This window comes from Vibrio sp. Vb1337 (genome assembly GCF_033338715.1).
Classification (GTDB): Bacteria; Pseudomonadota; Gammaproteobacteria; order Enterobacterales; family Vibrionaceae; genus Vibrio; species Vibrio alginolyticus.
The window spans coordinates 159,886-186,334 of the sequence record NZ_JAWOTD010000004.1; the positions used below are offsets into that span (position 1 = coordinate 159,886).

At 40.9% G+C, this 26,449-nt stretch carries 36 protein-coding genes; 5 read left to right on the forward strand and 31 right to left on the reverse strand.

Features of this window, described 5'->3' with window-relative positions:
* Positions 1 to 115: 115 nt before the first annotated feature.
* From R7E42_RS06230 to R7E42_RS06305, 14 genes are all read right to left on the reverse strand, one after another.
* Positions 116 to 478: a VOC family protein gene (locus R7E42_RS06230; protein WP_005378522.1), complete on the reverse strand. Its 363-nt coding sequence runs from the start codon at positions 476 to 478 to the stop codon at positions 116 to 118.
* Between the two features lie 576 nt (positions 479 to 1,054).
* A complete protein-coding gene (locus R7E42_RS06235; protein ID WP_238842964.1) occupies positions 1,055 to 1,447 on the reverse strand; it encodes an SMI1/KNR4 family protein in 393 nt (130 codons plus the stop codon).
* Between the two features lie 133 nt (positions 1,448 to 1,580).
* Positions 1,581 to 1,922 carry an SH3 domain-containing protein gene (locus R7E42_RS06240; RefSeq protein WP_318072440.1) on the reverse strand — a complete coding sequence of 114 codons (342 nt, stop codon included), beginning with the start codon at positions 1,920 to 1,922 and terminating at the stop codon, positions 1,581 to 1,583.
* 616 nt (positions 1,923 to 2,538) lie between these two features.
* A complete protein-coding gene (locus R7E42_RS06245; RefSeq protein WP_193289429.1) occupies positions 2,539 to 2,874 on the reverse strand; it encodes a hypothetical protein in 336 nt (111 codons plus the stop codon).
* A gap of 149 nt (positions 2,875 to 3,023) precedes the next feature.
* On the reverse strand, positions 3,024 to 3,581 hold the full coding sequence (locus tag R7E42_RS06250) for a nucleotidyltransferase domain-containing protein (RefSeq protein WP_225474287.1): 558 nt from the start codon (positions 3,579 to 3,581) through the stop codon (positions 3,024 to 3,026).
* A gap of 143 nt (positions 3,582 to 3,724) precedes the next feature.
* Positions 3,725 to 4,069 (reverse strand): hypothetical protein, encoded by a 345-nt coding sequence (locus R7E42_RS06260; RefSeq protein ID WP_025818896.1) that lies wholly within the window; start codon positions 4,067 to 4,069, stop codon positions 3,725 to 3,727.
* A 133-nt stretch (positions 4,070 to 4,202) separates the two neighbouring features.
* Positions 4,203 to 4,712, reverse strand: a complete 510-nt coding sequence (locus tag R7E42_RS06265; RefSeq protein ID WP_045419680.1) for a hypothetical protein — start codon at positions 4,710 to 4,712, stop codon at positions 4,203 to 4,205.
* Between the two features lie 132 nt (positions 4,713 to 4,844).
* Positions 4,845 to 5,366 carry a GNAT family N-acetyltransferase gene (locus tag R7E42_RS06275; RefSeq protein WP_318072442.1) on the reverse strand — a complete coding sequence of 174 codons (522 nt, stop codon included), beginning with the start codon at positions 5,364 to 5,366 and terminating at the stop codon, positions 4,845 to 4,847.
* 148 nt (positions 5,367 to 5,514) lie between these two features.
* Entirely contained in the window at positions 5,515 to 6,297 is a 783-nt protein-coding gene (locus R7E42_RS06280; protein WP_318072443.1) for a BRO-like protein, read from the reverse strand.
* Between the two features lie 290 nt (positions 6,298 to 6,587).
* Positions 6,588 to 6,812 carry a hypothetical protein gene (locus R7E42_RS06285; RefSeq protein WP_031781290.1) on the reverse strand — a complete coding sequence of 75 codons (225 nt, stop codon included), beginning with the start codon at positions 6,810 to 6,812 and terminating at the stop codon, positions 6,588 to 6,590.
* 768 nt (positions 6,813 to 7,580) lie between these two features.
* A complete protein-coding gene (locus tag R7E42_RS06290; protein WP_213969106.1) occupies positions 7,581 to 7,904 on the reverse strand; it encodes a hypothetical protein in 324 nt (107 codons plus the stop codon).
* Between the two features lie 175 nt (positions 7,905 to 8,079).
* A complete protein-coding gene (locus tag R7E42_RS06295) occupies positions 8,080 to 9,147 on the reverse strand; it encodes a hypothetical protein (protein ID WP_206935168.1) in 1,068 nt (355 codons plus the stop codon).
* A 203-nt stretch (positions 9,148 to 9,350) separates the two neighbouring features.
* Positions 9,351 to 10,298: a hypothetical protein gene (locus tag R7E42_RS06300; protein WP_021485044.1), complete on the reverse strand. Its 948-nt coding sequence runs from the start codon at positions 10,296 to 10,298 to the stop codon at positions 9,351 to 9,353.
* A 161-nt stretch (positions 10,299 to 10,459) separates the two neighbouring features.
* Positions 10,460 to 10,906, reverse strand: coding sequence for a DUF3291 domain-containing protein (locus R7E42_RS06305; protein WP_140055930.1), 447 nt, complete (start codon positions 10,904 to 10,906; stop codon positions 10,460 to 10,462).
* A 251-nt stretch (positions 10,907 to 11,157) separates the two neighbouring features.
* Between R7E42_RS06305 and R7E42_RS06310 the strand changes: the two genes are divergently transcribed.
* A complete protein-coding gene (locus R7E42_RS06310) occupies positions 11,158 to 11,436 on the forward strand; it encodes a hypothetical protein (protein WP_139046889.1) in 279 nt (92 codons plus the stop codon).
* Positions 11,433 to 12,224: a ubiquinol-cytochrome C chaperone family protein gene (locus R7E42_RS06315; RefSeq protein WP_079765431.1), complete on the forward strand. Its 792-nt coding sequence runs from the start codon at positions 11,433 to 11,435 to the stop codon at positions 12,222 to 12,224. The genes R7E42_RS06310 and R7E42_RS06315 overlap by 4 nt, the downstream gene beginning before the upstream one ends.
* A 166-nt stretch (positions 12,225 to 12,390) precedes the next feature.
* On the opposite strand, the gene R7E42_RS06320 is transcribed toward R7E42_RS06315, so the two are convergent.
* The 9 genes from R7E42_RS06320 to R7E42_RS06365 form a co-directional block, all read right to left on the reverse strand.
* Positions 12,391 to 12,750 carry a VOC family protein gene (locus R7E42_RS06320; RefSeq protein ID WP_318072444.1) on the reverse strand — a complete coding sequence of 120 codons (360 nt, stop codon included), beginning with the start codon at positions 12,748 to 12,750 and terminating at the stop codon, positions 12,391 to 12,393.
* A gap of 164 nt (positions 12,751 to 12,914) precedes the next feature.
* The gene (locus R7E42_RS06330) at positions 12,915 to 13,202 is read right to left on the reverse strand and encodes a type II toxin-antitoxin system RelE/ParE family toxin (RefSeq protein ID WP_213973422.1); all 288 of its coding nucleotides are present in this window, start codon (positions 13,200 to 13,202) and stop codon (positions 12,915 to 12,917) included.
* The gene (locus R7E42_RS06335) at positions 13,199 to 13,480 is read right to left on the reverse strand and encodes a type II toxin-antitoxin system Phd/YefM family antitoxin (protein WP_213973423.1); all 282 of its coding nucleotides are present in this window, start codon (positions 13,478 to 13,480) and stop codon (positions 13,199 to 13,201) included. Before R7E42_RS06335 ends, R7E42_RS06330 begins: the two co-directional genes overlap by 4 nt.
* Positions 13,481 to 13,679: 199 nt before the next feature.
* Complete coding sequence (locus R7E42_RS06340) at positions 13,680 to 14,162, reverse strand: MazG-related protein (protein WP_151514943.1); 483 nt, start codon at positions 14,160 to 14,162, stop codon at positions 13,680 to 13,682.
* 478 nt (positions 14,163 to 14,640) lie between these two features.
* A complete protein-coding gene (locus R7E42_RS06345; protein ID WP_318072445.1) occupies positions 14,641 to 15,450 on the reverse strand; it encodes a hypothetical protein in 810 nt (269 codons plus the stop codon).
* Positions 15,437 to 16,054, reverse strand: coding sequence for a hypothetical protein (locus R7E42_RS06350; protein WP_318072446.1), 618 nt, complete (start codon positions 16,052 to 16,054; stop codon positions 15,437 to 15,439). Before R7E42_RS06350 ends, R7E42_RS06345 begins: the two co-directional genes overlap by 14 nt.
* A gap of 3 nt (positions 16,055 to 16,057) precedes the next feature.
* Entirely contained in the window at positions 16,058 to 16,525 is a 468-nt protein-coding gene (locus R7E42_RS06355; protein ID WP_318072447.1) for a nickel transporter, read from the reverse strand.
* 859 nt (positions 16,526 to 17,384) lie between these two features.
* Positions 17,385 to 18,149 (reverse strand): phage Gp37/Gp68 family protein, encoded by a 765-nt coding sequence (locus R7E42_RS06360; protein WP_318072448.1) that lies wholly within the window; start codon positions 18,147 to 18,149, stop codon positions 17,385 to 17,387.
* Between the two features lie 111 nt (positions 18,150 to 18,260).
* Complete coding sequence (locus R7E42_RS06365; RefSeq protein WP_318072449.1) at positions 18,261 to 19,004, reverse strand: isocitrate lyase/phosphoenolpyruvate mutase family protein; 744 nt, start codon at positions 19,002 to 19,004, stop codon at positions 18,261 to 18,263.
* A 530-nt stretch (positions 19,005 to 19,534) separates the two neighbouring features.
* On the opposite strand from R7E42_RS06365, the gene R7E42_RS06370 reads away from it, so the two are divergent.
* The 3 genes from R7E42_RS06370 to R7E42_RS06380 all read left to right on the forward strand — a co-directional run bounded on the left by R7E42_RS06370 (position 19,535) and on the right by R7E42_RS06380 (position 21,708).
* Positions 19,535 to 19,741 (forward strand): hypothetical protein, encoded by a 207-nt coding sequence (locus R7E42_RS06370; RefSeq protein WP_318072450.1) that lies wholly within the window; start codon positions 19,535 to 19,537, stop codon positions 19,739 to 19,741.
* Between the two features lie 3 nt (positions 19,742 to 19,744).
* On the forward strand, positions 19,745 to 20,698 hold the full coding sequence (locus R7E42_RS06375) for a LysR family transcriptional regulator (protein WP_318072451.1): 954 nt from the start codon (positions 19,745 to 19,747) through the stop codon (positions 20,696 to 20,698).
* Between the two features lie 770 nt (positions 20,699 to 21,468).
* Positions 21,469 to 21,708 (forward strand): TA system antitoxin ParD family protein, encoded by a 240-nt coding sequence (locus R7E42_RS06380; protein WP_318072452.1) that lies wholly within the window; start codon positions 21,469 to 21,471, stop codon positions 21,706 to 21,708.
* A gap of 166 nt (positions 21,709 to 21,874) precedes the next feature.
* Here the strand turns inward: R7E42_RS06380 and R7E42_RS06385 are convergent, their stop codons facing one another.
* From R7E42_RS06385 to R7E42_RS06420, 8 genes are all read right to left on the reverse strand, one after another.
* Positions 21,875 to 22,024, reverse strand: coding sequence for a hypothetical protein (locus tag R7E42_RS06385; RefSeq protein ID WP_318072453.1), 150 nt, complete (start codon positions 22,022 to 22,024; stop codon positions 21,875 to 21,877).
* A 5-nt stretch (positions 22,025 to 22,029) separates the two neighbouring features.
* Entirely contained in the window at positions 22,030 to 22,452 is a 423-nt protein-coding gene (locus R7E42_RS06390) for a hypothetical protein (protein WP_318072454.1), read from the reverse strand.
* A gap of 162 nt (positions 22,453 to 22,614) precedes the next feature.
* Positions 22,615 to 22,818 carry a hypothetical protein gene (locus R7E42_RS06395; RefSeq protein ID WP_318072455.1) on the reverse strand — a complete coding sequence of 68 codons (204 nt, stop codon included), beginning with the start codon at positions 22,816 to 22,818 and terminating at the stop codon, positions 22,615 to 22,617.
* 163 nt (positions 22,819 to 22,981) lie between these two features.
* On the reverse strand, positions 22,982 to 23,479 hold the full coding sequence (locus R7E42_RS06400; protein WP_318072456.1) for a hypothetical protein: 498 nt from the start codon (positions 23,477 to 23,479) through the stop codon (positions 22,982 to 22,984).
* Between the two features lie 161 nt (positions 23,480 to 23,640).
* Complete coding sequence (locus R7E42_RS06405; protein WP_318072457.1) at positions 23,641 to 23,796, reverse strand: hypothetical protein; 156 nt, start codon at positions 23,794 to 23,796, stop codon at positions 23,641 to 23,643.
* Between the two features lie 5 nt (positions 23,797 to 23,801).
* Positions 23,802 to 24,071: a hypothetical protein gene (locus tag R7E42_RS06410; RefSeq protein ID WP_318072458.1), complete on the reverse strand. Its 270-nt coding sequence runs from the start codon at positions 24,069 to 24,071 to the stop codon at positions 23,802 to 23,804.
* 191 nt (positions 24,072 to 24,262) lie between these two features.
* Positions 24,263 to 24,796, reverse strand: a complete 534-nt coding sequence (locus tag R7E42_RS06415) for a hypothetical protein (protein WP_318072459.1) — start codon at positions 24,794 to 24,796, stop codon at positions 24,263 to 24,265.
* Between the two features lie 605 nt (positions 24,797 to 25,401).
* Positions 25,402 to 25,941, reverse strand: coding sequence for a hypothetical protein (locus R7E42_RS06420; protein WP_318072460.1), 540 nt, complete (start codon positions 25,939 to 25,941; stop codon positions 25,402 to 25,404).
* Positions 25,942 to 26,449 lie beyond the last annotated feature (508 nt).

Sequence of the window (26,449 nt, forward strand, 5' to 3'; positions counted from 1 at the left end):
AGGTGTGAGGCGCGCAATACCAAAGCTTCCGCATACCACCTTAACCACTAAAACCAACGCATAGTAAAAATGCCACGCGTGCCGAATCACTCTTGAACAATTTGTTATGTACGTGCTAAAGGTACACTACTGACTCCACATTGTTGCCCTCAGGGTCAATCAAAAACGCAGCGTAGTAGTTTGGAGCATAGTGTTTTCGTAAACCAGGCTTACCGTTGCATTTACCACCTAAAGATAACCCCGCTTGATGAAATGCAGAAACTTGTAATTTGTTTGATGCAGAAAAAGCAATATGGCACTTAGAATTACTGACGCCTTTTTCAATTAGAAACCTTACATTTGGCTCGCACGAAAGCCCAAAGCCAGCAGCATTTTCATCTGACCACTTGAGTTCAATACCCAATGGCTCTAGCACATTCTTGTAAAACACACGACATTCTTCGAATGCAACTACCTTAATTTCAAAATGATCTATCACTCTCGATCCTTTAGAGTTGGTTACAATTTTCCTTAAAGTACATAACGCCGCGTTAAGGGGTGAACAACGCAAGCCACCAAACCTAAATTATTGTGCCATAAACACAAAAGCTAAACTTAGAACCAAAATTGCCAAGCGTTGAGAATCCCTCTTGAACGCTTTGTTATGTTCGTAGCTATTTGAAGCCACTGATATTTGCAAAACTATGTCTGGTCGATGCAACAGACTTGCTCACGCTAGGTACTGCCACACTTCAATTTGAATGTCTCTCAGTAAATTTTGAGTATGCTCCGACTGTAAATTAAGTTCGCACCAGCCATCAGTTCCCATATATTCAGCAGAAATATAGCTGATATTTTTAATACCACTTTCATTGTTGAGGATTCCAGATAGTCGGAAAATACCTAACTTTGTGTGGATTCTGCTAATTTTGAAGTTTTCCATAAACCTCCAAGAACATAACGCCTTGTTAAGGTGTGAGGCACGCAACACCTAAGCATCCGCATACCACCTTAACCACTAAAATAAACGCATAGTAAAAATGCCACGCGTGCCGAATCACTCTTGAACAATTTGTTATAGCTTTTCTAACTTGACAAATGAACTTGCAAGCAACTTAATCTCTCCGGTTTCATGAAGCCAAACATAAACCTCGGGCTTGAACTGTTCTGACTCTTTTAAGAAAACCATTTGATCACCAAGACCGTTACTAGCAATAGCCAATGCATGATGAGGAAAGTTGCCAAAACCAAAACACGCCTTGGTTTCTGCAATAATGTGGTTACAAGTACGAGCTAGCCTTTTTCGATCGGAGTTGTCCTTGATTGGGTAAAGCTCCCAGTCATCCTCTTCGGTCGTTGCCTCACCACCATTGTCAGTCTTCATCGATTCACGATAATCATGAGGGAGCCTTGCACCAAGCTCCACCTCTGTATTAACTAATTGTTCTTCTGTTAAGTTGAATGCCATTTTTACTCCAAAGCTATAACGCCAAATTAAGGTGTGAACAACGCTAACACCTTACCTAAAGCATTGTGCCATAAACACTAAACTGGCTTGAAGCGAAAGCGCCGAGCGTTGTGAATCACTCTTAAATTTATTGTTATGTACGTTGTACCGAACGCACTGGTACCCAACCGACTTCACCCGTTGACCTCGAAACTCGATACCACTCATTGAATTCGAATAGCACTGACAGTTTTTCGCCAATGACAGTATTAAGCTCAACATTGTCATAGTCTTCAAGCAAGATACCTTCAGAGCTTCCTTCAATCTTTTCGATATATTGAACTGGAGCCCAACCCCGCTCCCCTTCGACACTGGTTATAAAGACCCAGTTGGGAAACTCATCGTCAATTGTACCTAGAGCTACTTTGTCGCCTCGCTTCAAATAAAACGGATTGGGATATTCTGAGTCGTGTTTTTCAGTAGTAACAACTTCCATATTTTCTCCAAAGTACATAACGCCGCATTAAGGCGTGAACAACACTATACAACGGCTACCGCATTGCACCTTAAACACAAAATTCGACGCAAACCAAAAGTGCCACGCGTTGTGAATCGCTCTTAAATGCTTTGTTATACGCCCGACGCTGAAGCTACGATTTTAAGCCAAGCCCCACTTTGTAAGCACGAACTTTTATGTGTATTGATGCACTTTTGTGAGATTAAGACATTCAGCGATTTTTGATTGAAGTGCACTTGAAACACACAACACCAAAGAAAGCAGTATTTCAGCAAGCACATAAGCTTTTGGGCAGACAACTTGATAGGGCTGAGTTTCAACAACCACTACCGCGTCGAATTTGGATCTGAAGGCTTCGGGGAGATTACCTGATGATTTAACTAAAACACGAGGAAATACAAAGCGATGAACCACAAGAAAAGGTGACTTTGACACAAGGAATAATCAGCAAAACTCGCCCTGCGTATAACGCCCTGTTAAGGGGTGAGCAACGCAATACCGAAGCCGCTGCATACCACCTTAATCACTTAAACCAACGCACAGTAAAAATGCCACGCGTTGCGAATCCCTCTTGAACAGTTTGTTATGTGTGTAGTTACATTTTTGACGGAGCCAATAATGAACTGTAATAGTTGCTGTAGCTGCCAAACAATGGCTTGTACTGTTCAACAATAACCACCTTGCCCTCAATACAGATCGACTTGCAAATAACCTGTACAACCTCACCATGCTCTAACTTTACAGCTGCTCTATAAATGTGGATGCTTCGGCTTTTACCAGGAGCATCTGTGTTATCCCACGAAGATAGAACCACGCCGTGATGAGTCCCTATAAGCTTTCCTCGAAAAAACAGCTGATCAAAGCCAATAGCTATAACAATTCCAATACCAAGGAAAAATAATATGTATTTTACAATTTGCTTCTTTTGCATATTAATTCCTCCAAGCACATAACGCCGCGTTAAGTGGTGAACAACGCGACCGCTGAACCTAAACCATTGCGCCATAGACACTAAAGCTGATTCGAACTAAAAATGCCAAGCGTTGTGAATCCGTCTTAAACGCTTTGTTATACAAACTTTTACAGCTTTTCCGCCAACTTCTTAAGGTAAGATTTGGCTAGTTCATTTTTACCTCGGCTTAACCACTTTATACACTCTAAAAGTTCCCAGATTAAGCCTTGGTCACCATTTGTATATGCAGGAAAGTCTTCGTGCTTTGGTGCTAGAGCTTCGGTTAATCGTGACTCTACGGCACCCGCTTTATCAAATAGCACTTTGAAAGGTCTTGATATATCAAAAGGTTCGCTTAGATCTAGGCAATGAATCTCTGTGCTGGTTAAATCCGTAAAGATGTACTTTGTAAAGTAAGCATTCTCATTATGGAAGCCTTGATTACGATAGAAAATCTCTTTGCCACGCTCAAAAGCTGAGAAACACTCTTGTGTGGATTTATGGAATTCATTTTGAGTAAGAATCAAAATGTCAGCGTCAGATACTCGGTCACCCTTACCTGAAGCCAATGAGCCTAATAGCACTGCGGCAACCACATTGTCTTCAGAAATAAACGCAGAACAAGCAGATTTAACCAGTTCATTTTGAAGGGGAAGATTTTCAAGATTAAGTTCTTCTAAACTCACAGTCACCTCCGTTTGTATAACGCCTTGCTAAGGTGTGAAGCACGCAATGACCAAGTACCTGCATGGCACTTCAACACTGAAGCCACCGCCTACCAAAAATGCCATGCGTGCTGAATCACACTTAAGCAATATGTTAGGTGCGTTCACTCCCAAGCACCTTGTTCTAGCAAAAGCTCATTACCAGAGTCATCCACAACACTCAATACACCAGATTCATATACAATGTAACGAACTCCATCACTACGAAACTCATAACCTAAGAACCGACAAGGGGTGATTCCGTCAGCGCAAAGTGAGTGGATAGACTTACCTAAAGCCTCTTGCTTTGTTTCTATTCCAATGAGTGAAAAGAAAACTCGGACTTTCTCACAAGTAACTTCGCCTTCGCCACATTCATTATGAAATTCGAGCTCGAAATTATCAGTTCTAAACGTTTGACCCAAGACGGAAGATGAAAAAAGAAACAGCAACATCATACAGATTTTCATTTTACCTCCTAGCACCTAACGCCCTGTTAAGGTGTGAGCAACGCAATACCGATGCTTCCGCATACCACCTTAAACACTAAAATCAACGCATAGTAAAAATGCCACGCGTTGCGAATCACTCTTAAACAGTTTGTTATGTTCGTAGCTTTTGTAGTCCTCGAATCGCCCTGTTAGTCGACTCTACCAAGTCAGCCCGTTTCAATTTTTCTCGAATTGCCAATGCTTCTATGAACTGTTGCTCTGCCAGTTTATAGTTGCCAACCTCAACGTTCAATTTACCCAAATGCTGCAAGCTAAAACTCAAAGAAAGCTCACAAGCAAACTCCTGGCTTTTTAAGAATGCTTTTTCAGCGCCAATCATGTCACCTGAATATTGCAGAGCCATACCTGAAACATGGGTTGACCAGAACTTGTTCTTAACGCTAGACGTTGAAGTATGCACTTTGGAAGCCATCCGATAAGCTAACCTACAAAGCCCAATGATTCGTAAACAATCGGCTATCAAGAGAAGCTGCCATTCTAGCTTCTCTTTTTTGTTTGAAAGCTTGAATACGAGGGCTTTGTACAGCTTTACAACAAGTTTCTGAAAAACGCCAAAAGTTACCCTGTCCCTTTGATATTCCACCATGTCCTCCAAGAACATAACGTCCTGTTAAGGTGTGAGCAACGCAATACCGATGTTTCCGCATACCACCTTAACCACAAAACCTAACGCATAGTAAAAATGCCACGCGTGCTGAATCCCTCTTGAACAATTTGTTAGCCCGATACCCGACTAGTACATATACCCTAACCAGTCTATATGACCAACTACCCAAGTTTTACCGCTAATCGGTTTAACATACAAATCATCGACTTGATCAACTGCAATACCGTAATTCTTATGTTCATGTATTCGCAACCAAGAGCCTAAAGAACTAAGACGAAGATAACCATTAGCCGTATAAAAAGCATCTAAATCGGAGATTAGAATAATAAAGTCGACGTCTTTGCTGGAAGCATACTCGCTGAGTTGGGACAACATGGCAGTGCCAATACCATTTCTTTGAGATGATTGTTCAACACAGAAGTCACTAACGCCCAATACTTTATAAATTTCATCGCCGACACAGACAACTCTGTAGTCTAGTCCCATGTAACCAACCAGTTGATCATCTCTGTACTTTAAAGCTCTCATATGCGGGAGTTGCTTATAGTAAGAACGAGTTACTTGATGTTCAGGAAATGACTTGTTTCTGAGGACTTCAATTGAGTTATGCTGCTCTTTAGATAACTCTATTTCTGGGTAAATATCCATATTTGACCTTTGAGGGCTAACGCCGCATTAAGGTGTGAGCAACGCTACCATCAAACCTTAACCATGCCACCGTAAACACAAAACCCAACGATGGAACGAAAAATGCCAAGCGTTGGGAATCACTCTTAAATGCTTTGTTATGAAACACTTAGCCTAGTGCGCGTTCTACAAGGCTTTTGGCTTCTTCGATGATGGGCTTATGAAACCTTGCATTTAATCGCTCACCAGAAGGACATGCTATTTGTCGCTTTGAATACTTAAAAGATAGGTTTTCACACCAGCACACAATATCTAGCTCTTTTTCGGCCGATAGAGACTGGTTAGCTTGGTCAAACCATTGACGAACAGTAAGGATAAACTTGTTATCAGAATCTTCGTCTTCAAGTTTCGAAACTCGTGCTTCGACACTAGATACCTCATTTTTTACACTAGAAAATTCCAAGAGGATCTTTTCTTGCTCCATGATGGTGTCTGCAAGCATTCTTGAATTTTGAGCCACAATCTCTGCCATCTGTGCAAGAGCAGAGCCTTGCGCTGTCTGTGGTGGTGAATAAACACCGTGCTTTTGCAGAGATGGGATAACCTCATGATAAAGCCAACGTTGAAATTTTTTACCTGCTTTGGACTTATCAGTCCCCATAACACGATTTAGACCAGGTTGAGTGACGAAGACTTCCTTTTCATTTTCAAATCGAGGGTTGGCAACAGGTACATGGATATATTCGTCTGAATCGAGATCTTGCAGCTGAGATTTGATCAGATTAGGAATATATTTCGATGGAAACCGTTCATCTAACGATCTGTTTTCTTTTGTCAATGTAACAAAGATATCTGTTAAAGATATGTGTAATATACCATCGTAATAGCAAGTCCTAATATCACTAGATCCAGCATCACCGTCATAGCATACATTAATCAATTCATTTTCCATTGAAGCCCAACCTTGTCGTTAAAGTTATTAGGTAACTATTATATTGAATATTTAATTGAACCTTATTCCACTTTCTCACTTTTGAGATGTTAGACGTGTTTCATAACGCCGCGTTAAGTGGTGAACAACGCCTACCACCAAACCCAAACCCCTTGTACCTTAAACACTTAAGCTGACTTGAACTGAAATCGCCAAGCGTTGTGAATCCGCCTTAAACGCCTTGTTAGGTGTGTGTTCCAATTGTTTTGAAGAAGACAGAACCAAACAAATACAAAATCAGTGGCGATACTTTAGACATCTTCGTGCCAAATTTGGCTTAACGCCACTCCCTTACTGAAGACTTTTTCACTGTCGTCTTCAAAGTTAACTACCACTTGGATGTCATTTTCGTCATCAGACAGTTGCACCCAATCAACCCATTCTATAGCAGGTGAAATTTGTCCATCTTCATAGACTATCCGAAACCCTTCACCCAAATTTTCGGACAATACTAATTCTATCTTTTCTTTATTCATGCGCAGTTTTTCCATGAAAACTTGAATACACCTAACGCCCTGCTAAGGGGTGAGCAACGAATACCTAAGCCGCTGCAAGCCACCTTAATCACTAAATTCAACGCATAGTAAAAATGCCACGCGTTGCGAATCCCTCTTGAGCAGTTTGTTAGTCGCGAGGTACCGAGCGACAATTTTAAGCCAAACTAAACTTTGCGAACAACAAACTTTATGTGCTTTGATGCACTTAAATCAGGTGTAGTCTCAAAGCGGCTATTCAATGAAACCACTTGGAAAAAACAACGCCGCAGAAAACGAACTGACAGCACCAAAAGGCGCTTTTGGAAAGCTAATCTCACAGTGCGGACTTTCAACGAAGTTACTGAAACCACGTGGAATTTACAACATCAGAGAAAACGTCATTTAAGCGAGTAAATTGGCTTTCGTACCGATAAACTCACCGAGCGGAGTTGCAACCAAAAACAGACTCTTGATTGCCCTACTCTGCAAGCACCAAAGAACAAAACAACCGCTAGGACAGGTACAACACTTAAGACTTAAAACAGCTAGAACTAAGCTCTGATGATCGACGATTAACCGGTGTACCGAGCAAACAGCTGCTAAAGTTTAAGCTCAGAAACATGATTTTGATTGCTAGCTTTTTCTGGCGACTAACGCCCTGTTAAGGGGTGAGCAACGCAATACAAGAGCCGCCGCATACCGCCTTAAACACTAAAACCAACGCATAGTGAAAATGCCACGCGTTGCGAATCCCTCTTGAACAGTTTGTTATATGCAGTCTTCAAACATTGCATTTAAAATACCATACACCATTTCATGGCTCGTGGAATTACCTCCCAAATGAACTAACTCATTATCACTGTCACCACTCAGAAACGCCAAGTAAGGATGTGCTTCATCACCATCAAAGCTAATGCTTGAAGAACTGTCGATCATACTTGCAACTTCAAAAGAAATATTACCAGTTAGCTCTTTTAGCAATGCTCCCTTAATACCAGCTCTTTCCAAATGTTCGGCAATACGTGCAATCATCTCACCAGTAAATACTTCCTGTTGAAGCATAAAATTATCTGTGTCTACTTTTAACTCCATAGGTACTTCATTCCTTTGTCTGGTATTGCATATAACGCCCTGTTAAGGTGTGAGCAACGCAATACCGAAGCTCCCGCATACTACCTTAAACACTAAACGCAACGCATAGCAAAAATGCTAAGCGTTGCGAATCACTCTTAAACAGATTGTTAGGTGTTTAGTAGGCAGTTGTTATTCAAGTTCCAAACTCCTCGTAAAAGTCATCAAAGCCTTTACGGGTCAGCGTATTAAGCAAGTCTTTCATATGTCGATCAGTTAATGGGACACTAGACTTACCTTGTTGTGTTCTTGCTTCTAATCTTTTGTATAACGCGTCATCAACAGATCTCCAGTACTCACAGTTGTCTTGGTCACGGTCACGAACAATGCAGAAGAACTTGCTATCAGGCTCCCCTTGCTGCGGGTAGTGATGTATTGATTCACTTAGCCAATACAGTTTTGAATCCAATGTAACAACCCAAGTTTCTTGGTTCTTTCCGTAGAACATTTCTTCAGAGAACTTTAATGCTGACTTGCCGTACTTTAGGTCTTGCACACCATTAAATATGTTAGCAAGGTGCTTTTTAGGATTACTGTGTCGATCTAAAAAGTTTTCCTTTATAGCTTGAATTTTTTCATTGAGGTTTTCGCTATAAATATCTTTGTGAGTACAAAAACAGTACTTAGCTATTTCCGCTTCTACAGCGCTCAACATATCAATGTCTTTGCACACTGCGTCCATGTAATGATTAAATTTTTCAAGACCAGAACAGTTACTGTGTCGACTGTTGATAATATGAATTTGAATTAGTGAGTAGAACGAAATTGAGTGTAAATACTGTTCGCCAATCGGTAACTCATGAAACTCTCGCTTTCGGGTTGGCTCTACCTCAACTTCTGAGTTTCTAGTGGCAGTTGGGTGATCAATCATTTGGGGACAGAAAATTGAAAGAAATACTTCAAATAACTCATAACATTGCTTTTTGAATTTCGGATGGACTTCAGTTAACGCAAGGCCAGGAACTAAGCTAACACTTTCGGGTGGACACTGATTCAAAAAGTTAACCAGACTCATTAACCCAAGCTCAACAGGGTCTCCTCCTTTAAGAATTACATCTTCCATACGGATAAGTATATTTAAGTCCAAGAATAACGCGGTTTCCGTATTTCTATTTTTATTCTCTATTACCCGACTGACTGTAAGGTCAGGTGAGCTATCCGTTTCCCTGCAAGGTTTGATAAACCTCAACTTTAATCCTGTCATGGAGCTTGCCCTAAAAGTGAAATTTAGTTTACTAACCAGTTATATTGGAATAGGCAATGAGTTTTTCAAGACTCTATTGTGATATTTAGTTAGAAGAGTATGCTCTGCTGACACCTAACGCCGCATTAAGGTGTGAGCGGCGCTTGGCTATACTTGAGCGAAGCGAAAGCGCCAAGCGTTGCGAATCACTCTTAAATGCTTTGTTATACAACAGGTTTTTGCTCTAGACTTCTTATTGTCACCTGAGAGTTGAAATCAGTAGAGTTGATAACATCCAGCATTTCATACGCATTGTCACCATGCTTAATTACAGGGACTTTAGTTTTTATTTTGCCATGGCTTGTTTCATGATCTATTTCGAAAACCCAAGCCAATACTCCGTGATCAATCTGTTCATAGCTAGATACCGTCATGGGAAGAAGGTGATTATCGTAAGCATATTGAACAACCACATTTAAACCAACCCGGATATATTCGCCATTCATGTTGCAATATAGAACCAAGCGTCTGTCGTTTTGAAACGTAAAAGAAGCCACGTCTTTTACTATTCCTTTTGCGTCATAATGTAACTCCTTGATTAAAGGAGATAGTAATTCGACTATAGACATGTTTGAGACTTTGTCTGTAGACCATATTTTTTCATTTGAGTGCATGATTTGAGAGTCTAGTAATGCTAAATCAGCACTGCCCTTCTCGACGCAACAACTCAAAGCATCTATACCGGTAATACTGACGTTTTCATATGCCACATAAAAGGACAAAAAGTTCAGTGGAAGTGTTTCTGGAGTTTCTTCTTTTAGGTTAACCAGAAGAACCCTATTACCTTGAAACCTTGCTACTTCCTTTACACTTTCTGGGAATTCTTTCCGCGAAATACAAATTAAGCTGTTAGCGCCGACATCATCTAACTTCGTTAACCAATCGTTAAAGGTAGCAATATTAACTTGCGACTTACGGTCTTGAACCTCAACTATTGTTACGTTACAACGAAATTCAGGGCCACTCTCAATGACAACGTCACATTGCCTAGTTCTTCCTGTTGGCGAATTCAACACTGGCAACAACACATTCTGACGAATAACTGAAGATGGAGAAATAGATCTTTCTATTAACTCCACTATTTTTTCAAGATCATCCCCTGGCTTCGCCATAAGATTGGTACTCCTCATTCTGAATGTTGTATAACGCCCTGTTAAGGTGTGAGCAACGTAATACTGAAGCTACCGCATACCACCTTAATCACTAAACACAACGCATCGTAAAAATGACACGCGTTGCGAATCACTCTTAAACAGTTTGTTATACGCGTAGTTCACACAAGATCTGTTTCAGTAAAGTTCGTTTTAAATGTGAAAGCAAATGGCGTATCTCCATGGTCTCGCAAATGTTGAAGGCGGGACAACGCTTCTTGTGGCGTTGGTATATGGCCGTCTTCAACCCACCATAAAACATAAGTATCTTCTGCCAATCGATGAAACCATTCGCTTTTGCGGCGCATGAAATCTCTATGGCCAGTGCGAAACATAAAATTTTTAAGTGAGTCAATATTTTCCCAAACTGACATATTTACAATCATGTTTGGATCATCAAACAACTTAATGCTTGTAGCATCACCAGAGTCGTCTTTTAAACGCCAGATAAAACCTTCACTTTCTTCAGCTATGCCATTAACCAGGTCTAAATTGTCTACAAATTCTTTAATTTCAGGCGCATCCAAAGGATATTTGGCAAGCGCAATATTTAACTGTGCTAATTTCATTTCATGACCCTCCTTGGTCAATAAGCGTATAACGCCCTGTTAAGGTGTGAGCAACGCAATACCGAAGCCACCGCATACCGCCTTAACCAATAAACCTAACGCATAATAAAAATGCCACGCGTTGCGAATCACTCTTAAACAGTTTGTTAGGCTAATGTACCACCAATATGCAATTCATTGAAATAAACATTGACACAGTGAATGCTCGGGAATATATTCGTGACTGTCACGAAGGTGAAAGGAAGATGCCTATGGCTATGACAGATGCGGAAAGACAAAGAAAGCGTCGAGCAAAACTAAAAATGGAATCCCAAAAACAACTCCTAGTAAGAGGTGCAGAAGGAGAGTTCGACGAAAGAATTAGAGTAGCGCTAGCAGTAAAAGAACTTGCTACGCAAGGAAAGTTACCTAAAGAAGTAATCGAGTTAATTGTGAAGACTTCAGAGACAGTATTTCCAACAGAAGAACTAGTAAATCGAAAGTATATTAATAAGATTGTTTCGATATATTTAAAAGGCTTAGAAAAATGAACAATACATCTATCTTTGATAAAGACCTAAACCCTATATTAGAAATAGCTGACAGTGACGATTTAGCGACATTAGTTGACTACCTAAAAACTAAGATCTCAGAGGATCTCACTCATCATGAAGCATACAAAAAGCATTCTCCTGATCACACTAAATATGCTGACTTAATTGCAAAAGAAATTCGCGATATGGGCGGCAACTCCTTTGCTAACGTATGGAGAGGAGCCGGACCTGAGTATCATGAAATTGTTTGTGATGTCGCGAGTAAAATTAAGGCTCCATACAACAAGAATAAAACTGTAGAAGAAATAGAAAACTCTATTCTTGAAACAATTCTCGAAAGAGCTCTGTCTGAAATGTCTGACACAGAAAAAGAGGAACTACTTAAAGAAATGGGCGGCAAAGGGGGCTTTAGTAAAGGAGGAATAGCAACAGCAACATTCATCGGCATTTTTAGGGCCGGAGGCTTCTACTCTTATCAACTAACTCTCATCATAGCAAATCAAATCGCAAAAGCGATTTTAGGTAGGGGGTTAATGCTAGCAACGAACGCTGGGCTTGTACGGGTAGCTTCAGTACTCGCTGGACCTGTAGGATGGGCTATTTCTGGTATTTGGGCAGCAATTGACATAGCAGGGCCGGCATATAAAGTAACTATTCCTTGTGTCATTCATGTAGCAATGCTTAGAAAGAAGTTGAACTCTCTTTGCTGCAACAACTGCGAAGCAGTTTTGACTGATACTACGATGAAATTCTGTCCTGAATGCGGACACTCTACAGCTGCATAACCTTTGCTAAGAGTAGCCCTTGTTTAGGGCTACTCTGTATTCTTAGCCTAACACCGCATTAAGGGGTGAACAACGCCACCACCCAACCTAAGTTATTGCGCCGTAAGCACTAAATCTGATTCAAACCAAAACTGCCAAGCGTTGAGAATCCCTCTTAAATGCTTTGTTATACGCGGGCTTCCGACCAAACTGCGAACTCATTACCACTTGGTTCTAGAAAATGAAAACGGCAACCGCCAGGAAATTCGAATATAGGGCGAATGATTTCACCACCACTTTGAGCGACTTTCTTTAGAGTACCTTCAATGTCAGAGCTGTAGAATACTAAAAGTGCTCCACCCGTATTAGTTTGGTTGCAGCAATCAGATTTGAAGAAACCACCGTCTAATCCCTGATTTGAAAAAGCTGTATATTCAGGTCCGTAGTCAACAAACTCCCAACCGAAAACTGAAGAGAAGATTGATTTTGTCGACTCTAAGTCTTTTGCGCCAAACTCAACATAACTAAGTTTTTCATGCTGGTTCATTTCCTTGCTCCTTGTTGATTGTCCTGATAAGCGTATAACGCCCAGTTAAGGGGTGAAGCACGCAATGACTAAGCCGCTGCATTGCACTTCAACACCGAAACCAACGCATACCAAAAATGCCACGCGTGCTGAATCCCTCTTGAACTGTTTGTTATAACACAGTTTTACACATCATCTTCCGTCAAAATCTGACGACAATTACGAACTGTTAACACACGAATTTCGTGGCTTAAAATGTAAATAATACGATAGTGACCGAAAATGATTTCACGATAGTTTGTGTGGGGCATTTCAGGAACAAAGCGCCCCATTTCAGGCATGCTGCTGAGTAACTCAGTTTTATCGAAAACCTCATTTACCCACTTTTCAGCAGCAGACGGATTGTCTAACGAAATAAACTCAGCCGCATCACCAAGCTTTTGAAGAGCTAAAGGAGACCAAACTACTTTCATTTCTTAATGCGCCCTAACACCTGAGCGCGCGCATCCTCATTTGAAACACCATGACCTGAAGCTAATTGAGCTTCTGCTGTGCGCATTTCTTCTAGTAACTCTATTTTCTCTTGCATTGCTTCGTACTCCGCAACATCAAGAACAACAGCAACGCCTTTCCCGCGTTGTGTAATTACCAACGGACGACGAGTCTCATTGATTTGTTTGATGTAAGAAGCTACACCGGCACGAAACTCAGATAGCGGCTGAATATCTTGATCGAAATGAATACGACTCATGTTAAACCTCAATTAGTACAAAATAACGTACAAATAATAGTTCAACTAATAGTTATGAGCAAGAACTTGATACTGTGTTATAACGCCGCATTAAGGTGTGAACAACGCGACCACTGAACCTAACCATACCACCGTAAACACTGAATTCAACGATGGAATGAAAAATGCCAAGCGTTGAGAATCACCCTTAAATGCTTTGTTATGGCGCTGAACTTGAAGCTAACTGCTGAACGTCTATGAGGTCTACTTCCCTACCCAATATTCGCTTATATTCTACCAACTGATGAACCGGAATGACCTGTAATTCAATACCTTGATAGCTTTTGACAACTGACTTTGAGAAGTCGATTTCAAGTTGGTGCCACGAACCATCCAGTGAAGATTGGATCTTGGTATGTTGAGCCAAACCTATTTCAATTTTTTGATTTCGATAGATTAACTGAAAATACTCTAAGTCCCAGCCATATTCCGAGTAACGAGTAAGTGGCTTAGAAACATACTGTGGAACGTGAGCTAATACTTTTTTTGCATCTAAATTGTGGATATAGAGGTCGATGTCTGCGACTTCACGACTGCCACCATGAATCGTTGCCGCCAACCCACCGACTATTTGATACTCGATATTCTCCGATTCCAAAAGACCTTTGAGCCAGTTCAAGGCTACTTTTACTTTCTCGCTCATATAGTTCCCTTAGCTGATTCTATCCCTGCGCCATAACGCTTATTAGGCGACACATAGTGGTCTTTCATCCTTCGATAGTGCAGTCTCTTTCATATTAACTCAACTGATAATCGATAACTTATACCACATGAAGGGAAGTTAGACTGCAAGATGTCTCCTAATGACGAGAATGAACAATTATCAACTCCATCGAATAACTTTTAGTAGGGTAAACGCACGCCCCCTAAATGTGTAGAGTATTAGCTCTGAACGATTTTGAGGCACTTCTGTGCTACGAAGTACCAACTGTGAAGGTTATGGACAAAACTGTGTCAATAAACTTACTAATTTAGCAAAAGTCGGATTAGATAAGGTTATAATTGCACAAACTTTCTATAGTAGCTGGCTTACTGATGAAAGTGACAAAATTAAGTGGATGACATTCATTTTCAAAGAATGCCCCCACTTAAGGCTTTGATTTGATTATGATTAAGTTACATTAGTTAATATCCTTTGGAGATAGTATTAACTTTTCACCATTTGTATCTGTAAGCGCTAGAGGTGATCTTGCATCTATCACGTGAAAATGCTCTAAGTGATTTTGAATGAATTTCTGACCTTGGTTAGTAAGCCTATCAATACTTTTATTAAGATCAACAATGTCTCTGTTCAACTCTTCTATAAAACGAGTCGATGTAGAAATAATGTTACTCATCTTAGTGTCAGCAGCCTTGAATAGAATATCTTTTGCCCTTTCATTATCACCAAACTTTTCTTCTATTCTGAGAAAGTCATTAACTGCATCCTCAAATGCAGTGTCTTGAAGCTCCTTATACTGAATGGCTTTTTCATATACAAACTGCTGAGCACGCTCTTTAAGTTCTAGTTGCATATGACCTATAGCATTGATGGTTTCTACGTTTAACTTGGTTAATTCTTTATGGTATAGAGCTATCGCGGCGCTAGTTCGCTCCATACGGTCAAGCTCTTTATCTTTTTGCCACTCTTTAATTTCAGCCATGGCCATTTCAATATCACGAACTCTACGAACCTCAAGCTCTACATCAAGTTTTTTTTCTTCAGAACTTAGTTTGTGAGCAAGTTCTTTTTCTTTTGACCTAAATTCGTGTTCTGACCTTGATTGAGCTGTTAACGTATCCATATTACGCTGATGAGCTAAATCCTTTGCTGATTCACTTCTTTCGTGAGATCTAGCCTTTAATGGTTCAGAGGCCCAATCACATAAAATGTCGACAGGCTTGCTGATACAATCAAGCAGAGCACTACCTACCTTACTAGCCCAACTCATTTTTTTCTCCTAACAGTCGATTAAATTCTCTTTCAAAGAGAACTTTATCTTTACTTCTCATGTAACTAATTTTTTCGATTCGATCCTTGTCTTTATTAAAGATTGAGAAGATTTTTTCAATCTGCTTAACCTTATCATCAAGGAAGAACGTGTCTATGCAGGAACTACTTTTAGATTGCTTAAAGCTCACAAATTCTTCGGTGATTTGTTTCAATTTCTTCTGTGTGTCGGTGTCTTCAAAATCAGTGATATGATTAGAAAATTTCTCAAGATTACTATTGATGAAGATGGAGTATTCTCTTTCAAAAGATAGTGATAAGAGATTTTCATTGTTCTCATATTGGAAGAAAGAAGAAAAAAGTCGAGGATCTTCACTGAGACTACGAGAAACAAGGTCTTCCCTTGCCTCTCTTAAAGCTTTTAATAGCTCTTTCATTGCTCTAGGAGCTATCTTTGTCTCTGCCGCTTTTTGTTGCATTATTAGATGTAATGCTCTCATTAAGGCTTCTATAGCATTATGGTGTAAATCATTGGCTAAAGCTTTATGCTGTTTTACCAAATGAAGGGCACCTACTAAATGCCTTATTTGAGTATTATTTCTCATTTATTAGCTATCACTAACAGTAATGGTTGGTTTGTTTAACTTTGCTTCTAAACGGATTTTACCAATAGTATCAAGTGTATGCTCTTCAATCAGGCTACTGCTTAAATCTAAACTCTTGGTGTAACTATCAACAAGCTCTGTCAACCATTTTGAAGCAACCTCTCCATCAACCTGAGACTCGCTAAGTGTTCCCGAAACTTCTTTTAGCGTTTCTGAGAAGAATTTTGAACGTTCTTTACGTAAATCTTCTTGTAATGTATTGGCAAACTTAATTTCTTCTTTGTATTCCTTAACCAACTCTAGGTAGTTTTTCTCGAAGTTGTATAAAACTTCAAGCTTTGTCTTTAAAAGCTCAATGTTTACGTATTCATTTAACTCTTTCTTCAAAATTTCAGTCAATTTAGAGTTTATTGATGCGTCGGCGCCTGATGCCTCGACTGCTGATGAAATTAGTTGATTCAGATCTGTCATTAAGTGCTACCCATTGATTGTAATATTTAAATTCTCCAACCTATATTCAGGCTTATGCGTACAAAAATCAAAATTTAGAATTACTTATCTTGATCTTGCTCATACACGGCAGAATCATCAGCTTCAATTTTAACCAATAGGTAGTGCCAATAAGTGGTATAATTCTTTCTCCTTGTTAATTGCACGCCCATATAGATAACTATTTATATGGCAAATGAAGATTAACAGGATATGTATGTGCATCTAATCTAAATGATAATGGGGCATAAACGTGCTAGCTGCGATCTCGCTGACACGCCTCTGGAAATAAACGAGCTAGAGTATTCGGACTTATTTTAATTATTATTACAAAATCTAATCTGGCAGCTTTCAATTTATTCCAATAGCCCGAAGAGCGTCTTCTAGCTCGATACCCAAATACTTAATGGTGTTTCAATCTTAGTGACCCTTAGGTTAAGGAGTGACCTGTATCCATGTCATTACAGACTTTGTTGCTCTTCAACAGGAGTGCTCAAAGTGGATGCGAATATTTGAGTAATCACCTAAGAGAGTTTCTATTGGCAAAGAAGTGGTTAGCATTGGTGACACTGACATCTACGCCATGTTCGGTAAATGATTCGCCACCTTCCGGCATTAGAAGGTTCTCTTCGCAGACATGCTCCGAGCATCTACCAACTTTACCTGTGGGTTGGTGCAAAGCCATCACTGGTTCAGTTTATGGCTAATAAAGAGCACAAAAACGAAAAACCTATTGTGATAGTCAGATAGAGGGGGTAATTCGTAAGGTGCTAGAGGTAGGAGTACCTGACACCCAATGTTACCCGGCCCTCAATAAGACTTTATGATTCGATGCATCAACCTAGAATAAAGAAAGAGCCGCGCCTTGTTCAACTGGCATAATGTTGGACGGAAACGACTTGTATTCTTTTCCATTAATAAGGCAGCCACTTTTGCCATTCCCTCTACGAACGCCATCTTGATCGTATGCTCCCCATGATTTCCAGTAAAAATGAGAATTATACTTTTCACACTGTCTAAATAAGGATTCCACCCACTTTATATCCGTTTTTCTTGCGTTTTTACCACTCTCACCCCCTCCGACAACCAAACTGATATCGGTCAGATCTACATCACCGAGATCTTCAAGTAGAGGTTCACAACAGATATGTTTATTTTTCGCAACAATTGCTTGGAGGTCTTTCAAACGCTGTAGGCCATGCTTACGATTTTCAACTGTAACTCCAAGCCATAAGTTATCAGGAACACTTTTGTCAGAAAAATACGCTCTCATTCGATCACTACGCTTTGTCAGCACATAGAAATTATGCTGGGGACATTGAGTTATTACAGACAATATTTGGTCAATAGCCTGCTCATCCACCCCTTCGTAAAATGTGTCACTCATATTGTTAATAAAATAGAGTGTAGGTTTTTTGCGTTTCAGCGGTGGTGCGTTGTCTAATCTACTCTGATGTACTGTAAAACGAAACTTATTCTCATAACCCGGAGTATGCCAGCTATTTAGTTTCAGGGCTAAACCCTCCGCATAACAGTTGTCGCATGCTGGTGAGATTTTTCTACAACCAGTAAAAGGATTCCAAGATGTAACCTTAAGTTCTGCCATAAGAATATGCTCCAACTTATTAACATTGAATTTATGGAAGTGTTTCACCAAGATGAATCCTTGCTTTCTAATTCACAAGCAAGGATTCATTAGGTAGTACTGCGAGTGCTACTAGATGCGAGTATTTGTACAACCAGACAATCTTTTTTCGAGATGTTTCATTGCGTCTACATATAGGTCATTGGATAAACAGATCCGTTTAACGCCAAGCTTCTTATATTTTTCGATATTTTCTGGATCCACAACAACCGTAACAGGTAAATTTGTAGCGTTGATTATTTGGGGTAAATCTTCAGAGGCACCTGGTACAAATATGCCATCAGCACCAGCTTGCTGATAAAGCGCAACTCTATTCAAGGTCTCTTCAAGAGGGTTCGGATGCTCCACCCCATAAAATTTTAGATAATATGTATCAATTCTGGCATTGATGAAGACTTCAATATCACTTAATGCCAATTTTTGTTTAATTATCGCTATCTTCTCCGCATTTACTTCTGGGTCAATCAGATGAGGCTTCCCGATTAAGCGGCTGTCTTCTAAATTAACGCTAACCACACCCAATCTATGGAGATCTTTAATATTTTCAGCAACAATCAAAGGATCCTCACTGTAGCCATATTCAAGGTCAACAGATAAAGGAAGAGAAGTATTCTTGGAAATGCGTTCAAGCATAAACTTAACTTCAGAAAACGACAGTTGCTTTCCATCTTCATAACCAAACATGTCAGCGAACACACTACTTAGTGTTGTGGCAACTTGAAAGCCAAGTCTTTCAGCTTGCTTTGCACTAGTAGCATCCCATACTGTGCATTCAATAAGCGTTTGATTATTCTCGAGTAAGTTTTTAATTTTCATTGTAACTTTCCTACTTATGACGTGTGTAAGCCCTTTAATTTCTGAAAATTGATAAAGTAAATATGCATGCGGGCTATAATTCTGGGGGCCCATGCGCTTACTGTTTTATATCTTCGTGATATCTTCGACCCGGGATCAGATTGCCTGACCTTCTTCAATACTTCGCAGAATTAGGTCAAAGGCATCTCCCCTTGCGCTCCATTAACCAAATACTTGTGCTCGAAAATCATGCTCGAGTTGTCTTGCTGTTGGTTAGAATTACGGCTCTTTTCAGCGACCTTCCAATATCCGCCTTCTTTGACCCACACCGAGACATTCTTTCCGTACTCCTTGTTGTCAGCAGCATCAGTTATAGTGATTTCCCCATGCGCCCTATGGCTAGAACATCAACGCTTCCTTGCCATGGAAATCATTCATCCAACTCAGATCCTTTATCATGGTGTGATGATATTACTCACGTTCGAGTGACATCAAAATCTGCGCACTACTCATCATGTTTTTTATAGCAATATCTTTTAATGAGGTTAATTATGGTAGCAGGGAACCATAAACAACAGCCCCCAAGATGGCATTTGATTAATGCCAAAATGGCATCAATTGGCAATAGAGCAGGTTTGAATGTTGAACTAAGCAGTAACTATGCTGATTTATCTGTGTTTCCCAAGGTGGGGATACTTGTTCTGTGCTACAATGGCACCAAATTATTATTGATAGATATGCTATTTGCTAAAGAGTAAAAAATGGATCTGACCAGCCGATTACTATTATTGCTTGATGTGGTGGAACGGGGGTCTTATGCCAAGGCCGCTGAGTTGCGAGAGATTGACCGTTCCGTGGTTTCAAAACAGATTGCAAAGCTGGAGCGGGAATTGGGAGTACGGCTGCTCAACCGAACTACCCGCAATTTTGCCTTGACTGATGCTGGTACTGAAGTCGTTAATCGGGCGCAACTATTGAGAGAAACATTGACCGAAACGGTTGAGGCAGCAAAGAGTTTCCATTCGCGGCCAAAAGGCGTGCTCAAGGTTGCTACTACATCGGCAATAGCACGGCACATTTTAAATCCAGTTATATTGTCGTTTCAGCAAAAATATCCTGAGATCCTCATCGAGTTGCGTGCTGAGAATCGTATGGTTGATATCGTGGGAGAGGGCTTTGATATTGCTTTTCGTGCTGGTAAGTTAAAGGATTCAACCTTGATCAGGCGCTCCATTGCCCGTACCCGTCAATTGCTGGTGGCCTCACCCAGTTACCTTACTCGCTACGGAATACCTCAATCATTAGAAGAGCTAAGTCTATTACCTGCTGGGGGATATGTGGTGGACAGTTATCGGCAGACGTACATGAAGTACTTAGATGCTTCACAAGAAGTGCAGCAGTTACCAATGAACATCACATACTACACCAGTGATATAGAGCTTTTGCTGCAGCACGCCATCGATGGTCGTGGATATGCTTTGGTTCCTGCTTTTTTGCTCCGGGATGAAATTACAAGCGGTTGCTTAATGCCTATTATGCCCCAAGTTTCGCTGCCTGATTTTCAAGATCTTTCAGCCGTCTACCCACATCGGAATCTTCCTCAACGAACTCGACTTTTTCTCGATGAAGTAATCAAACATATTGGCAATGAAGGTCCGCCGGTCTGGGAAAAAAATATTCCAGGTTTTGATAAGATGTACGGTTACTCACGTTAGTACTTCAAAGCACTTATAGGCAAAAGAGCTTCAAACTGATTTTTTGCAATAGTCTATTACAAGACTGGGCTGAGGAATTTATCCAACAGTTTGTTGATCATTTATCGAAACAGCCTGTTTCGTAATTTAGTGACAGCAGTCGCCGACTTGATCGCTAATAGGCAGTTTTATCTAAAAACAAACAAGATCTAAGAAGGTTTGGGCAACAACGTATTTCATGCCGTGTCGCAGCTGTAGCAACTGGATCGCAAATCCAGACTAGGGTGCGAATTGGTTGTTAGGTTGCACTACGTTCTAAGTGCTTTAGTGCCAAAGGCCTACAATTATTCTTATGAAGGCTTACTGCTGCCTACAACACGTTTAGGGGCTAGGGCAACCTGTCAGGCCTGGTCACATCGGAGAAGTAAAACTGAGAGATTGTATTCAGACTAATTCAGCTAAGTAAACTACTTTGCAAGCTACAACGGGATATTAAGAGCGTTAGTATCAACATCCATATCAACGGCGATGTCGGCGATATTGATGCTGGTTAGGATAATGTCCAATGCAATGAGGCAAGGTCAATTAACATTGGCTCGGGTAACGTGAAATGCGGAGACGTTGGCGGGGATGTTCGTACAGGTGCGGGCGATGTGGTGTGTGGTAGCGTTCGTGGCCGAGTGACCACCAGCTCCGGCGATGTGTCGCAGAGGATTTGTGTTTAACGAATTGATGCACCAGTTAAACCGCAAGATAATAGGTGTGTCTTTGATGAATGGAGGCGAATTTAAGTGACGACGACTGTAAATATAGATAGCCAATTGGTTGCTTCGGCTCAGGCTACTGCAAATGCAGCTAACCGCAGCGTGGCAGAACAAATCGAGCATTGGGCGAACATAGGGAAGATAATGGAAGAAAATCAAGATTTACCTTATGAGTTTGTACGCGAGTCGCTGGTGGCGCGAGACGAAGCGAAGAACGGTGATGTGACCGTCTATCATCGTAAAACCAACAAGCCATATAAATACTAAAAAGAGTCGCACCAAGACGACTCTTTTGTGATAATTGGCTTGCTAACGCAACTGGAACTCTTTGAGAGGGCGTTAGTGTCGGAGGTGACTCCCCTAGTCGGTGAACAGGATAATCTCACATAAAGACCAAACCAGATTTGTTTTTTCCGTTTGAAAGAGCGCCTTTTTAGGCGCTTTTTTCATTTCTACTGCGCGCTGTCAGACGCGATTTAAGCGTTTTTGAGGTCATAGTGCGCCCATTGGTCACGTCACTGTGAGAAATCGCCACCAGCGCAAGCAGAGCGGTATTTTCTTGGTGTTTTGGGTCTGTTTTCATTTTATCTATTGGACTTGTAGCGGTACGTTAAGGAACGCAGCCAATTCTTGCGCCATTTGCTCATCAACAAGGTCGTGCCAATAGGTAAATCCATTGAACGTCATCGAGAAACGAAACAGCTCAGTAAAGTGGTCTGTTACCTCAAATTCTACGTTCACATCCTGCGGCGCGGTAACTGTGCCAGCTCCGTATAGATTCAGCAGCAATGTTCCTGTTAATGGATTAGGTTTTACCAATAGTGCCTTATGGCCACCAGCAAAGAACAGAGTAATGCGCTCGATACCTGATTCCTTGGCCTCTCTATCTTCTTGAGCTGCCCGTTGTCTTTCTTGGGCTAGGTTGAAGTTCTGCATGGTTTTCTCTAAGCGGTCAGGGCTCATATTGGTTAGCTTGTCGAGCACCTTGTCCAAATCAATCTTATCGTTCACGTTGTTTTCCTTGCTGGTGGCGTTGTTTGAGCTACACATTAACAGCAATTGGCGGGTAAAAGTAGTTGTTGAATCAATGTTATAGGATGTAATGGTTGGGGGTGTGGATTAACGCGACTACGCTGACTAAGGAACGGCACAAGATCTCTATCTTCTATAGCCTTACTGCTCCATGCGAAACTTAATAGCTTCAATTGGAACAGGTGGAGCAATTGGATAATGAGCTTCTTCAAACGCCTCGACTAACGTTGCCAGCGCTTCCAATTCATCGCCCTCTGGCGTATTTGGTTCAGCATCGAAAATCTCAGAGATACGCGCCAATGCAGCGCGGTTATCTTCCTCAGTTTTGATAGGTTTAATGTTCATATTCACCTCAATCTAAACGGTTGCTGCATCTACTTAGTCGTACTCAGCATGCGTATAGTCAATCATTCTTTCCCCAAAAAGGGAATTTTTTAGTTCGAATAGCCAATTATTGTAGATACAAAAACACCGCCACGATGGGCGGTGTCTTTTTATTTGGTTAGCATTAACTAATCTTTAATGCCGCTCTTAGCTTGGAGAATGCTCGATCTCGCTGACCACTAAAATCAGCATATCCGACGGTCACTCTTGGAGTGTCGAAGTCTAGGGTGTTAATGTGAATTACGCACTTTTTAGTACTACCAAATGGAACGTCCTCTCGTTCAATGCTAGAAACGTCCTCGTAATTGAAGACCTTTCCGTTCTTTTTGGTTCCAGCAAATATCTTTTTGTTGGCGTTATCGATTATTAGGCCATTATCACCATACAGCGATACATATTCTGAATTAACACCTAAACTATTAGCGCGTTTTATAAGGCGTGAATCCTCGTACTTCCCTAAATACCAGATCACTGTAATCGTGGTGATGATTGACGTAATGATGGCTCCCCAATAATTGAAATCACCATCACTAGGGATGATATGACCTCCAGCCTGAAATGAATAATAAGCCACCACTGGCGTTATAACGAATAATGTTATGATAAGTTTTATGACAAACATTCGATTCTTACTCTTTGTTATTTAGAATTTTTATTGGCAATTGCCGTCCGAAATATTATGCATTTACTTGCCGTCAATCAAGAAGCTAATATTACCTATCAATGCTCTTTCAAATAATTTGAGCTATATATGAAACAATTCTTAATGGACGGCACTGTTTATCAAAGCAAGGCGATCGGCACTTCGCCATTTCTCGCTATCTTGGCCGTCTTGGCCATTTCTTCCTTGGTTGCTGCGTAGCTGTCAAAGAACTGGTCGTATTCCACTGTGTTAGGATCGAAAGGGTTTTCCATGCCGCAGCCAGATTGCGCCACCATGCGCCCTAGCTCCTCGGCTGTGTCGCGTTGTGCTTATCAGGTTCGCACTGAATTGCCAGGCTGCCGTTGATCTTGGCTTTAGGGTCAAACTCAATAATGTCATATGGTTTGTTGCTGTCGATTAACTTCGGCTCTGGATGGTAAAGGCTGTTGCCTTTAGGTAGGTACTCGACCGTGCAAAAGCCTAGTGTGTAGTTGCCCTCTTGGCCGACTTGTTTGGAGTATCGGCGTAGGTCAGCAGAAAATGTGTAACGTCCAACTTTATAGACAATCATTAGGTAACTCCCGTTTCTATAGAGAAATGAAACTAAATTGAGTAAATTCCGAACAGGACAACCAATGAGCAGTTCGGTTAGACCGAACAAGTGGAATAAATTATTTTGTGTAGCTCATACAAAAAAGCCACCAGCGATGTGCTGGTGGCAACCTTGAGATCTAACTTGTCTATGGAGTTATTATTCTACTGCTAAAGCATTGAGGCTAGTCGTGAAACGTTTTCTAGCTCGCCGTTCTTTAGCTTTAACGCCATGTTAAGTTGTGCAGTGATCTTGGCGTTGTCTGCAATGCCTTGTTCAACCAAGCCTTTGCTTTCAAGCCATTGTGCAATTTCGCTCCAATCATATAAAGGAGCTTTACCTTGCACTCGTAAGTAAGGCGTTGGGAATGTGCCATCACCTCTTTCGCCTTTGCTAAATTTAGATAAAGCTGAGCGTGTTAATTGTGATAGTTCCGCTGCATCGGATAGCCCTACAAATTGGCCAGCATCGACGCTTTTAACGGTTAGTCCATCTACTGAATTTACTTGCTTAATAGCACTTACGACCGCTTCCTCGTATGAGTCAGCTTCACGGTCAAAATCTACAACTAAAACATTTCCTTTTGAAGAAACGGTGCAATCCTCGGCTCCGGCCTCGAATAGCATGTCGGCATATTTACAGATTAACTCTCCTGATACTTGTGTGTCGCTAGATACAACTAGCGCAAATTCATACTCTCTCATAATAAACTCCATGCTTTGAGTTCGAGAATCTATTATTGTCTTAGGTATACTATCTATCTCTCTGAACAAGGTCGCCAGCCACACTGGCGACCTTTATTAACAAGAATGACCGTCAACGGCCTTTCTGATTTTTTTAGCATGGTTGGTTGGGTTCTTAGGGCTGCCGAAGATAGCGATGTAACATTTAACTTCTTCATGCTTTCCGTCCGAATCGCTTGTGCAGTATAGGTATGCGACCGTATGGCCGTTTCCCTTTTCTACAAAGCGCCAACCCTTTTCCACGGCGTAAACAATTGCCTTGTTTACGTCTTTATCAGAGTGATAGTTTATAAGCTTTCCTCCATAGACAAGGTTGATAGATCTCATTTTCAAAGAACAAACTACGTAAACGTAGTTAGGTAAGAAAACCTTACCATGTCCACAAGTGTAGACATATAATGTGCACATGTCAACACTTGTAGACAAATGAGAGTGAAACTGGATTATATACAAGCATACGCTTAAGCCAAAGCGCGATTAGAGTCTTTATGCCGATTACATCTAAATACAAAAAAGCCACCGTGCTGGTGGCAATATGCAAGCTACTTGATGGCGTGGTGTAAGGGTTAGATTTGAACGGTCATACCTGCATATTTATCGCTATTCTTCATAGCTCTGCTTGCTAGTTGATGGTTGATTACATCCATCATTCGAGCACGCTCCACCAGCTCGCTAGTGACTTTACTCTTTTGGTATAACCAATCCACTATGTCGCTAAGTCGCCAAAGAGGATCTTTCTTTGAAGCTTTGCGTACTGGCACAGGGAAGCCGCCGCCGCCAAATGTGCCCTTTTTGTATTTTGCTAGTGTGCTTTTCTTAACTCCGGTGAACTCCGCAGCTTCGCCCAAACTCACAAGGTCGCCCTCAATAGAGATAACCTGCAAGTTGTAGCCATCTACCGACTCCACATCCTTGATTGCTTGTGTTACAGCTTGAGCAAAGGAATCTGCCTCTCGCTCAAATTCGATATATAGCATTTCATCAACAGACATAACCGCAGCGTCAGAGCAAGCGCCCTCATACAGTTTGCACGATACGTCGAGTAAATCGTTGTCGTTCGTGATGTTGATATTGCCGATGTTTAGAGTGAACTCATATATACTCATCGAACTCTCTCTCCGTATCACTGATACTTAATTAAATAAAAAATCGAGACTTTTAAAATTCCCTTGCGAGGTCAGGGGATTGATATTACTTACACTGTTTTACAGCTTTTCTCATCCGCTTAGCCCACCAAAGTCGTTTGCTTGGGATAGGGGTAGACGATACTGACATTCGGTGACATTTGTTTTTGTGGGTGCATTTGAGAATCCCTGCTGGATGCCCTTTGCTTAACTCCCAAATCCAACCAGCTTTAACTGCTTCGCTGATTGCCTTACTAATGTCTTTATCTGTATGGTACTTGCCGATAGATCACCTCATAAAGTAATTGTTAAGTCTCAGATTTTTAAAGAACGTGGGAATAACCCCCAAAATCCACAATTGTACCTATACGAATTCAAATATCAACAATTGTGCCTATTTTTATTCTCCATGCACAAAAAAGCCACCGTGCTGGTGGCTTAAGGTTAGTTTCGTAACTCGTTTTCTCGATATTGAGCTATTGATTGTTCC

What these genes read in the sequence shown, in the direction of transcription:
- R7E42_RS06295 (WP_206935168.1), bottom strand. Translation starts at nt 9,147, where the DNA reads ATGACAGGATTAAAGTTGAGGTTTATCAAACCTTGCAGGGAAACGGAT.
- R7E42_RS06290 (WP_213969106.1), bottom strand. Translation starts at nt 7,904, where the DNA reads ATGGAGTTAAAAGTAGACACAGATAATTTTATGCTTCAACAGGAAGTA.
- R7E42_RS06335 (WP_213973423.1), bottom strand. Translation starts at nt 13,480, where the DNA reads ATGAGTCGTATTCATTTCGATCAAGATATTCAGCCGCTATCTGAGTTT.
- R7E42_RS06365 (WP_318072449.1), bottom strand. Translation starts at nt 19,004, where the DNA reads ATGAAAATTAAAAACTTACTCGAGAATAATCAAACGCTTATTGAATGC.
- R7E42_RS06415 (WP_318072459.1), bottom strand. Translation starts at nt 24,796, where the DNA reads ATGAGAGAGTATGAATTTGCGCTAGTTGTATCTAGCGACACACAAGTA.
- R7E42_RS06330 (WP_213973422.1), bottom strand. Translation starts at nt 13,202, where the DNA reads ATGAAAGTAGTTTGGTCTCCTTTAGCTCTTCAAAAGCTTGGTGATGCG.
- R7E42_RS06260 (WP_025818896.1), bottom strand. Translation starts at nt 4,069, where the DNA reads ATGAAAATCTGTATGATGTTGCTGTTTCTTTTTTCATCTTCCGTCTTG.
- R7E42_RS06310 (WP_139046889.1), top strand. Translation starts at nt 11,158, where the DNA reads ATGGCTATGACAGATGCGGAAAGACAAAGAAAGCGTCGAGCAAAACTA.
- R7E42_RS06350 (WP_318072446.1), bottom strand. Translation starts at nt 16,054, where the DNA reads ATGAGAAATAATACTCAAATAAGGCATTTAGTAGGTGCCCTTCATTTG.
- R7E42_RS06385 (WP_318072453.1), bottom strand. Translation starts at nt 22,024, where the DNA reads ATGAAAACAGACCCAAAACACCAAGAAAATACCGCTCTGCTTGCGCTG.
- R7E42_RS06400 (WP_318072456.1), bottom strand. Translation starts at nt 23,479, where the DNA reads ATGTTTGTCATAAAACTTATCATAACATTATTCGTTATAACGCCAGTG.
- R7E42_RS06375 (WP_318072451.1), top strand. Translation starts at nt 19,745, where the DNA reads ATGGATCTGACCAGCCGATTACTATTATTGCTTGATGTGGTGGAACGG.
- R7E42_RS06405 (WP_318072457.1), bottom strand. Translation starts at nt 23,796, where the DNA reads ATGGTGGCGCAATCTGGCTGCGGCATGGAAAACCCTTTCGATCCTAAC.
- R7E42_RS06280 (WP_318072443.1), bottom strand. Translation starts at nt 6,297, where the DNA reads ATGGAAAATGAATTGATTAATGTATGCTATGACGGTGATGCTGGATCT.
- R7E42_RS06265 (WP_045419680.1), bottom strand. Translation starts at nt 4,712, where the DNA reads ATGTTCTTGGAGGACATGGTGGAATATCAAAGGGACAGGGTAACTTTT.
- R7E42_RS06355 (WP_318072447.1), bottom strand. Translation starts at nt 16,525, where the DNA reads ATGACAGATCTGAATCAACTAATTTCATCAGCAGTCGAGGCATCAGGC.
- R7E42_RS06300 (WP_021485044.1), bottom strand. Translation starts at nt 10,298, where the DNA reads ATGGCGAAGCCAGGGGATGATCTTGAAAAAATAGTGGAGTTAATAGAA.
- R7E42_RS06420 (WP_318072460.1), bottom strand. Translation starts at nt 25,941, where the DNA reads ATGAGTATATATGAGTTCACTCTAAACATCGGCAATATCAACATCACG.
- R7E42_RS06370 (WP_318072450.1), top strand. Translation starts at nt 19,535, where the DNA reads ATGGTAGCAGGGAACCATAAACAACAGCCCCCAAGATGGCATTTGATT.
- R7E42_RS06395 (WP_318072455.1), bottom strand. Translation starts at nt 22,818, where the DNA reads ATGAACATTAAACCTATCAAAACTGAGGAAGATAACCGCGCTGCATTG.
- R7E42_RS06340 (WP_151514943.1), bottom strand. Translation starts at nt 14,162, where the DNA reads ATGAGCGAGAAAGTAAAAGTAGCCTTGAACTGGCTCAAAGGTCTTTTG.
- R7E42_RS06360 (WP_318072448.1), bottom strand. Translation starts at nt 18,149, where the DNA reads ATGGCAGAACTTAAGGTTACATCTTGGAATCCTTTTACTGGTTGTAGA.
- R7E42_RS06315 (WP_079765431.1), top strand. Translation starts at nt 11,433, where the DNA reads ATGAACAATACATCTATCTTTGATAAAGACCTAAACCCTATATTAGAA.
- R7E42_RS06320 (WP_318072444.1), bottom strand. Translation starts at nt 12,750, where the DNA reads ATGAACCAGCATGAAAAACTTAGTTATGTTGAGTTTGGCGCAAAAGAC.
- R7E42_RS06240 (WP_318072440.1), bottom strand. Translation starts at nt 1,922, where the DNA reads ATGGAAGTTGTTACTACTGAAAAACACGACTCAGAATATCCCAATCCG.
- R7E42_RS06345 (WP_318072445.1), bottom strand. Translation starts at nt 15,450, where the DNA reads ATGAGTTGGGCTAGTAAGGTAGGTAGTGCTCTGCTTGATTGTATCAGC.
- R7E42_RS06235 (WP_238842964.1), bottom strand. Translation starts at nt 1,447, where the DNA reads ATGGCATTCAACTTAACAGAAGAACAATTAGTTAATACAGAGGTGGAG.
- R7E42_RS06285 (WP_031781290.1), bottom strand. Translation starts at nt 6,812, where the DNA reads ATGAATAAAGAAAAGATAGAATTAGTATTGTCCGAAAATTTGGGTGAA.
- R7E42_RS06410 (WP_318072458.1), bottom strand. Translation starts at nt 24,071, where the DNA reads ATGATTGTCTATAAAGTTGGACGTTACACATTTTCTGCTGACCTACGC.
- R7E42_RS06305 (WP_140055930.1), bottom strand. Translation starts at nt 10,906, where the DNA reads ATGAAATTAGCACAGTTAAATATTGCGCTTGCCAAATATCCTTTGGAT.
- R7E42_RS06245 (WP_193289429.1), bottom strand. Translation starts at nt 2,874, where the DNA reads ATGCAAAAGAAGCAAATTGTAAAATACATATTATTTTTCCTTGGTATT.
- R7E42_RS06275 (WP_318072442.1), bottom strand. Translation starts at nt 5,366, where the DNA reads ATGGATATTTACCCAGAAATAGAGTTATCTAAAGAGCAGCATAACTCA.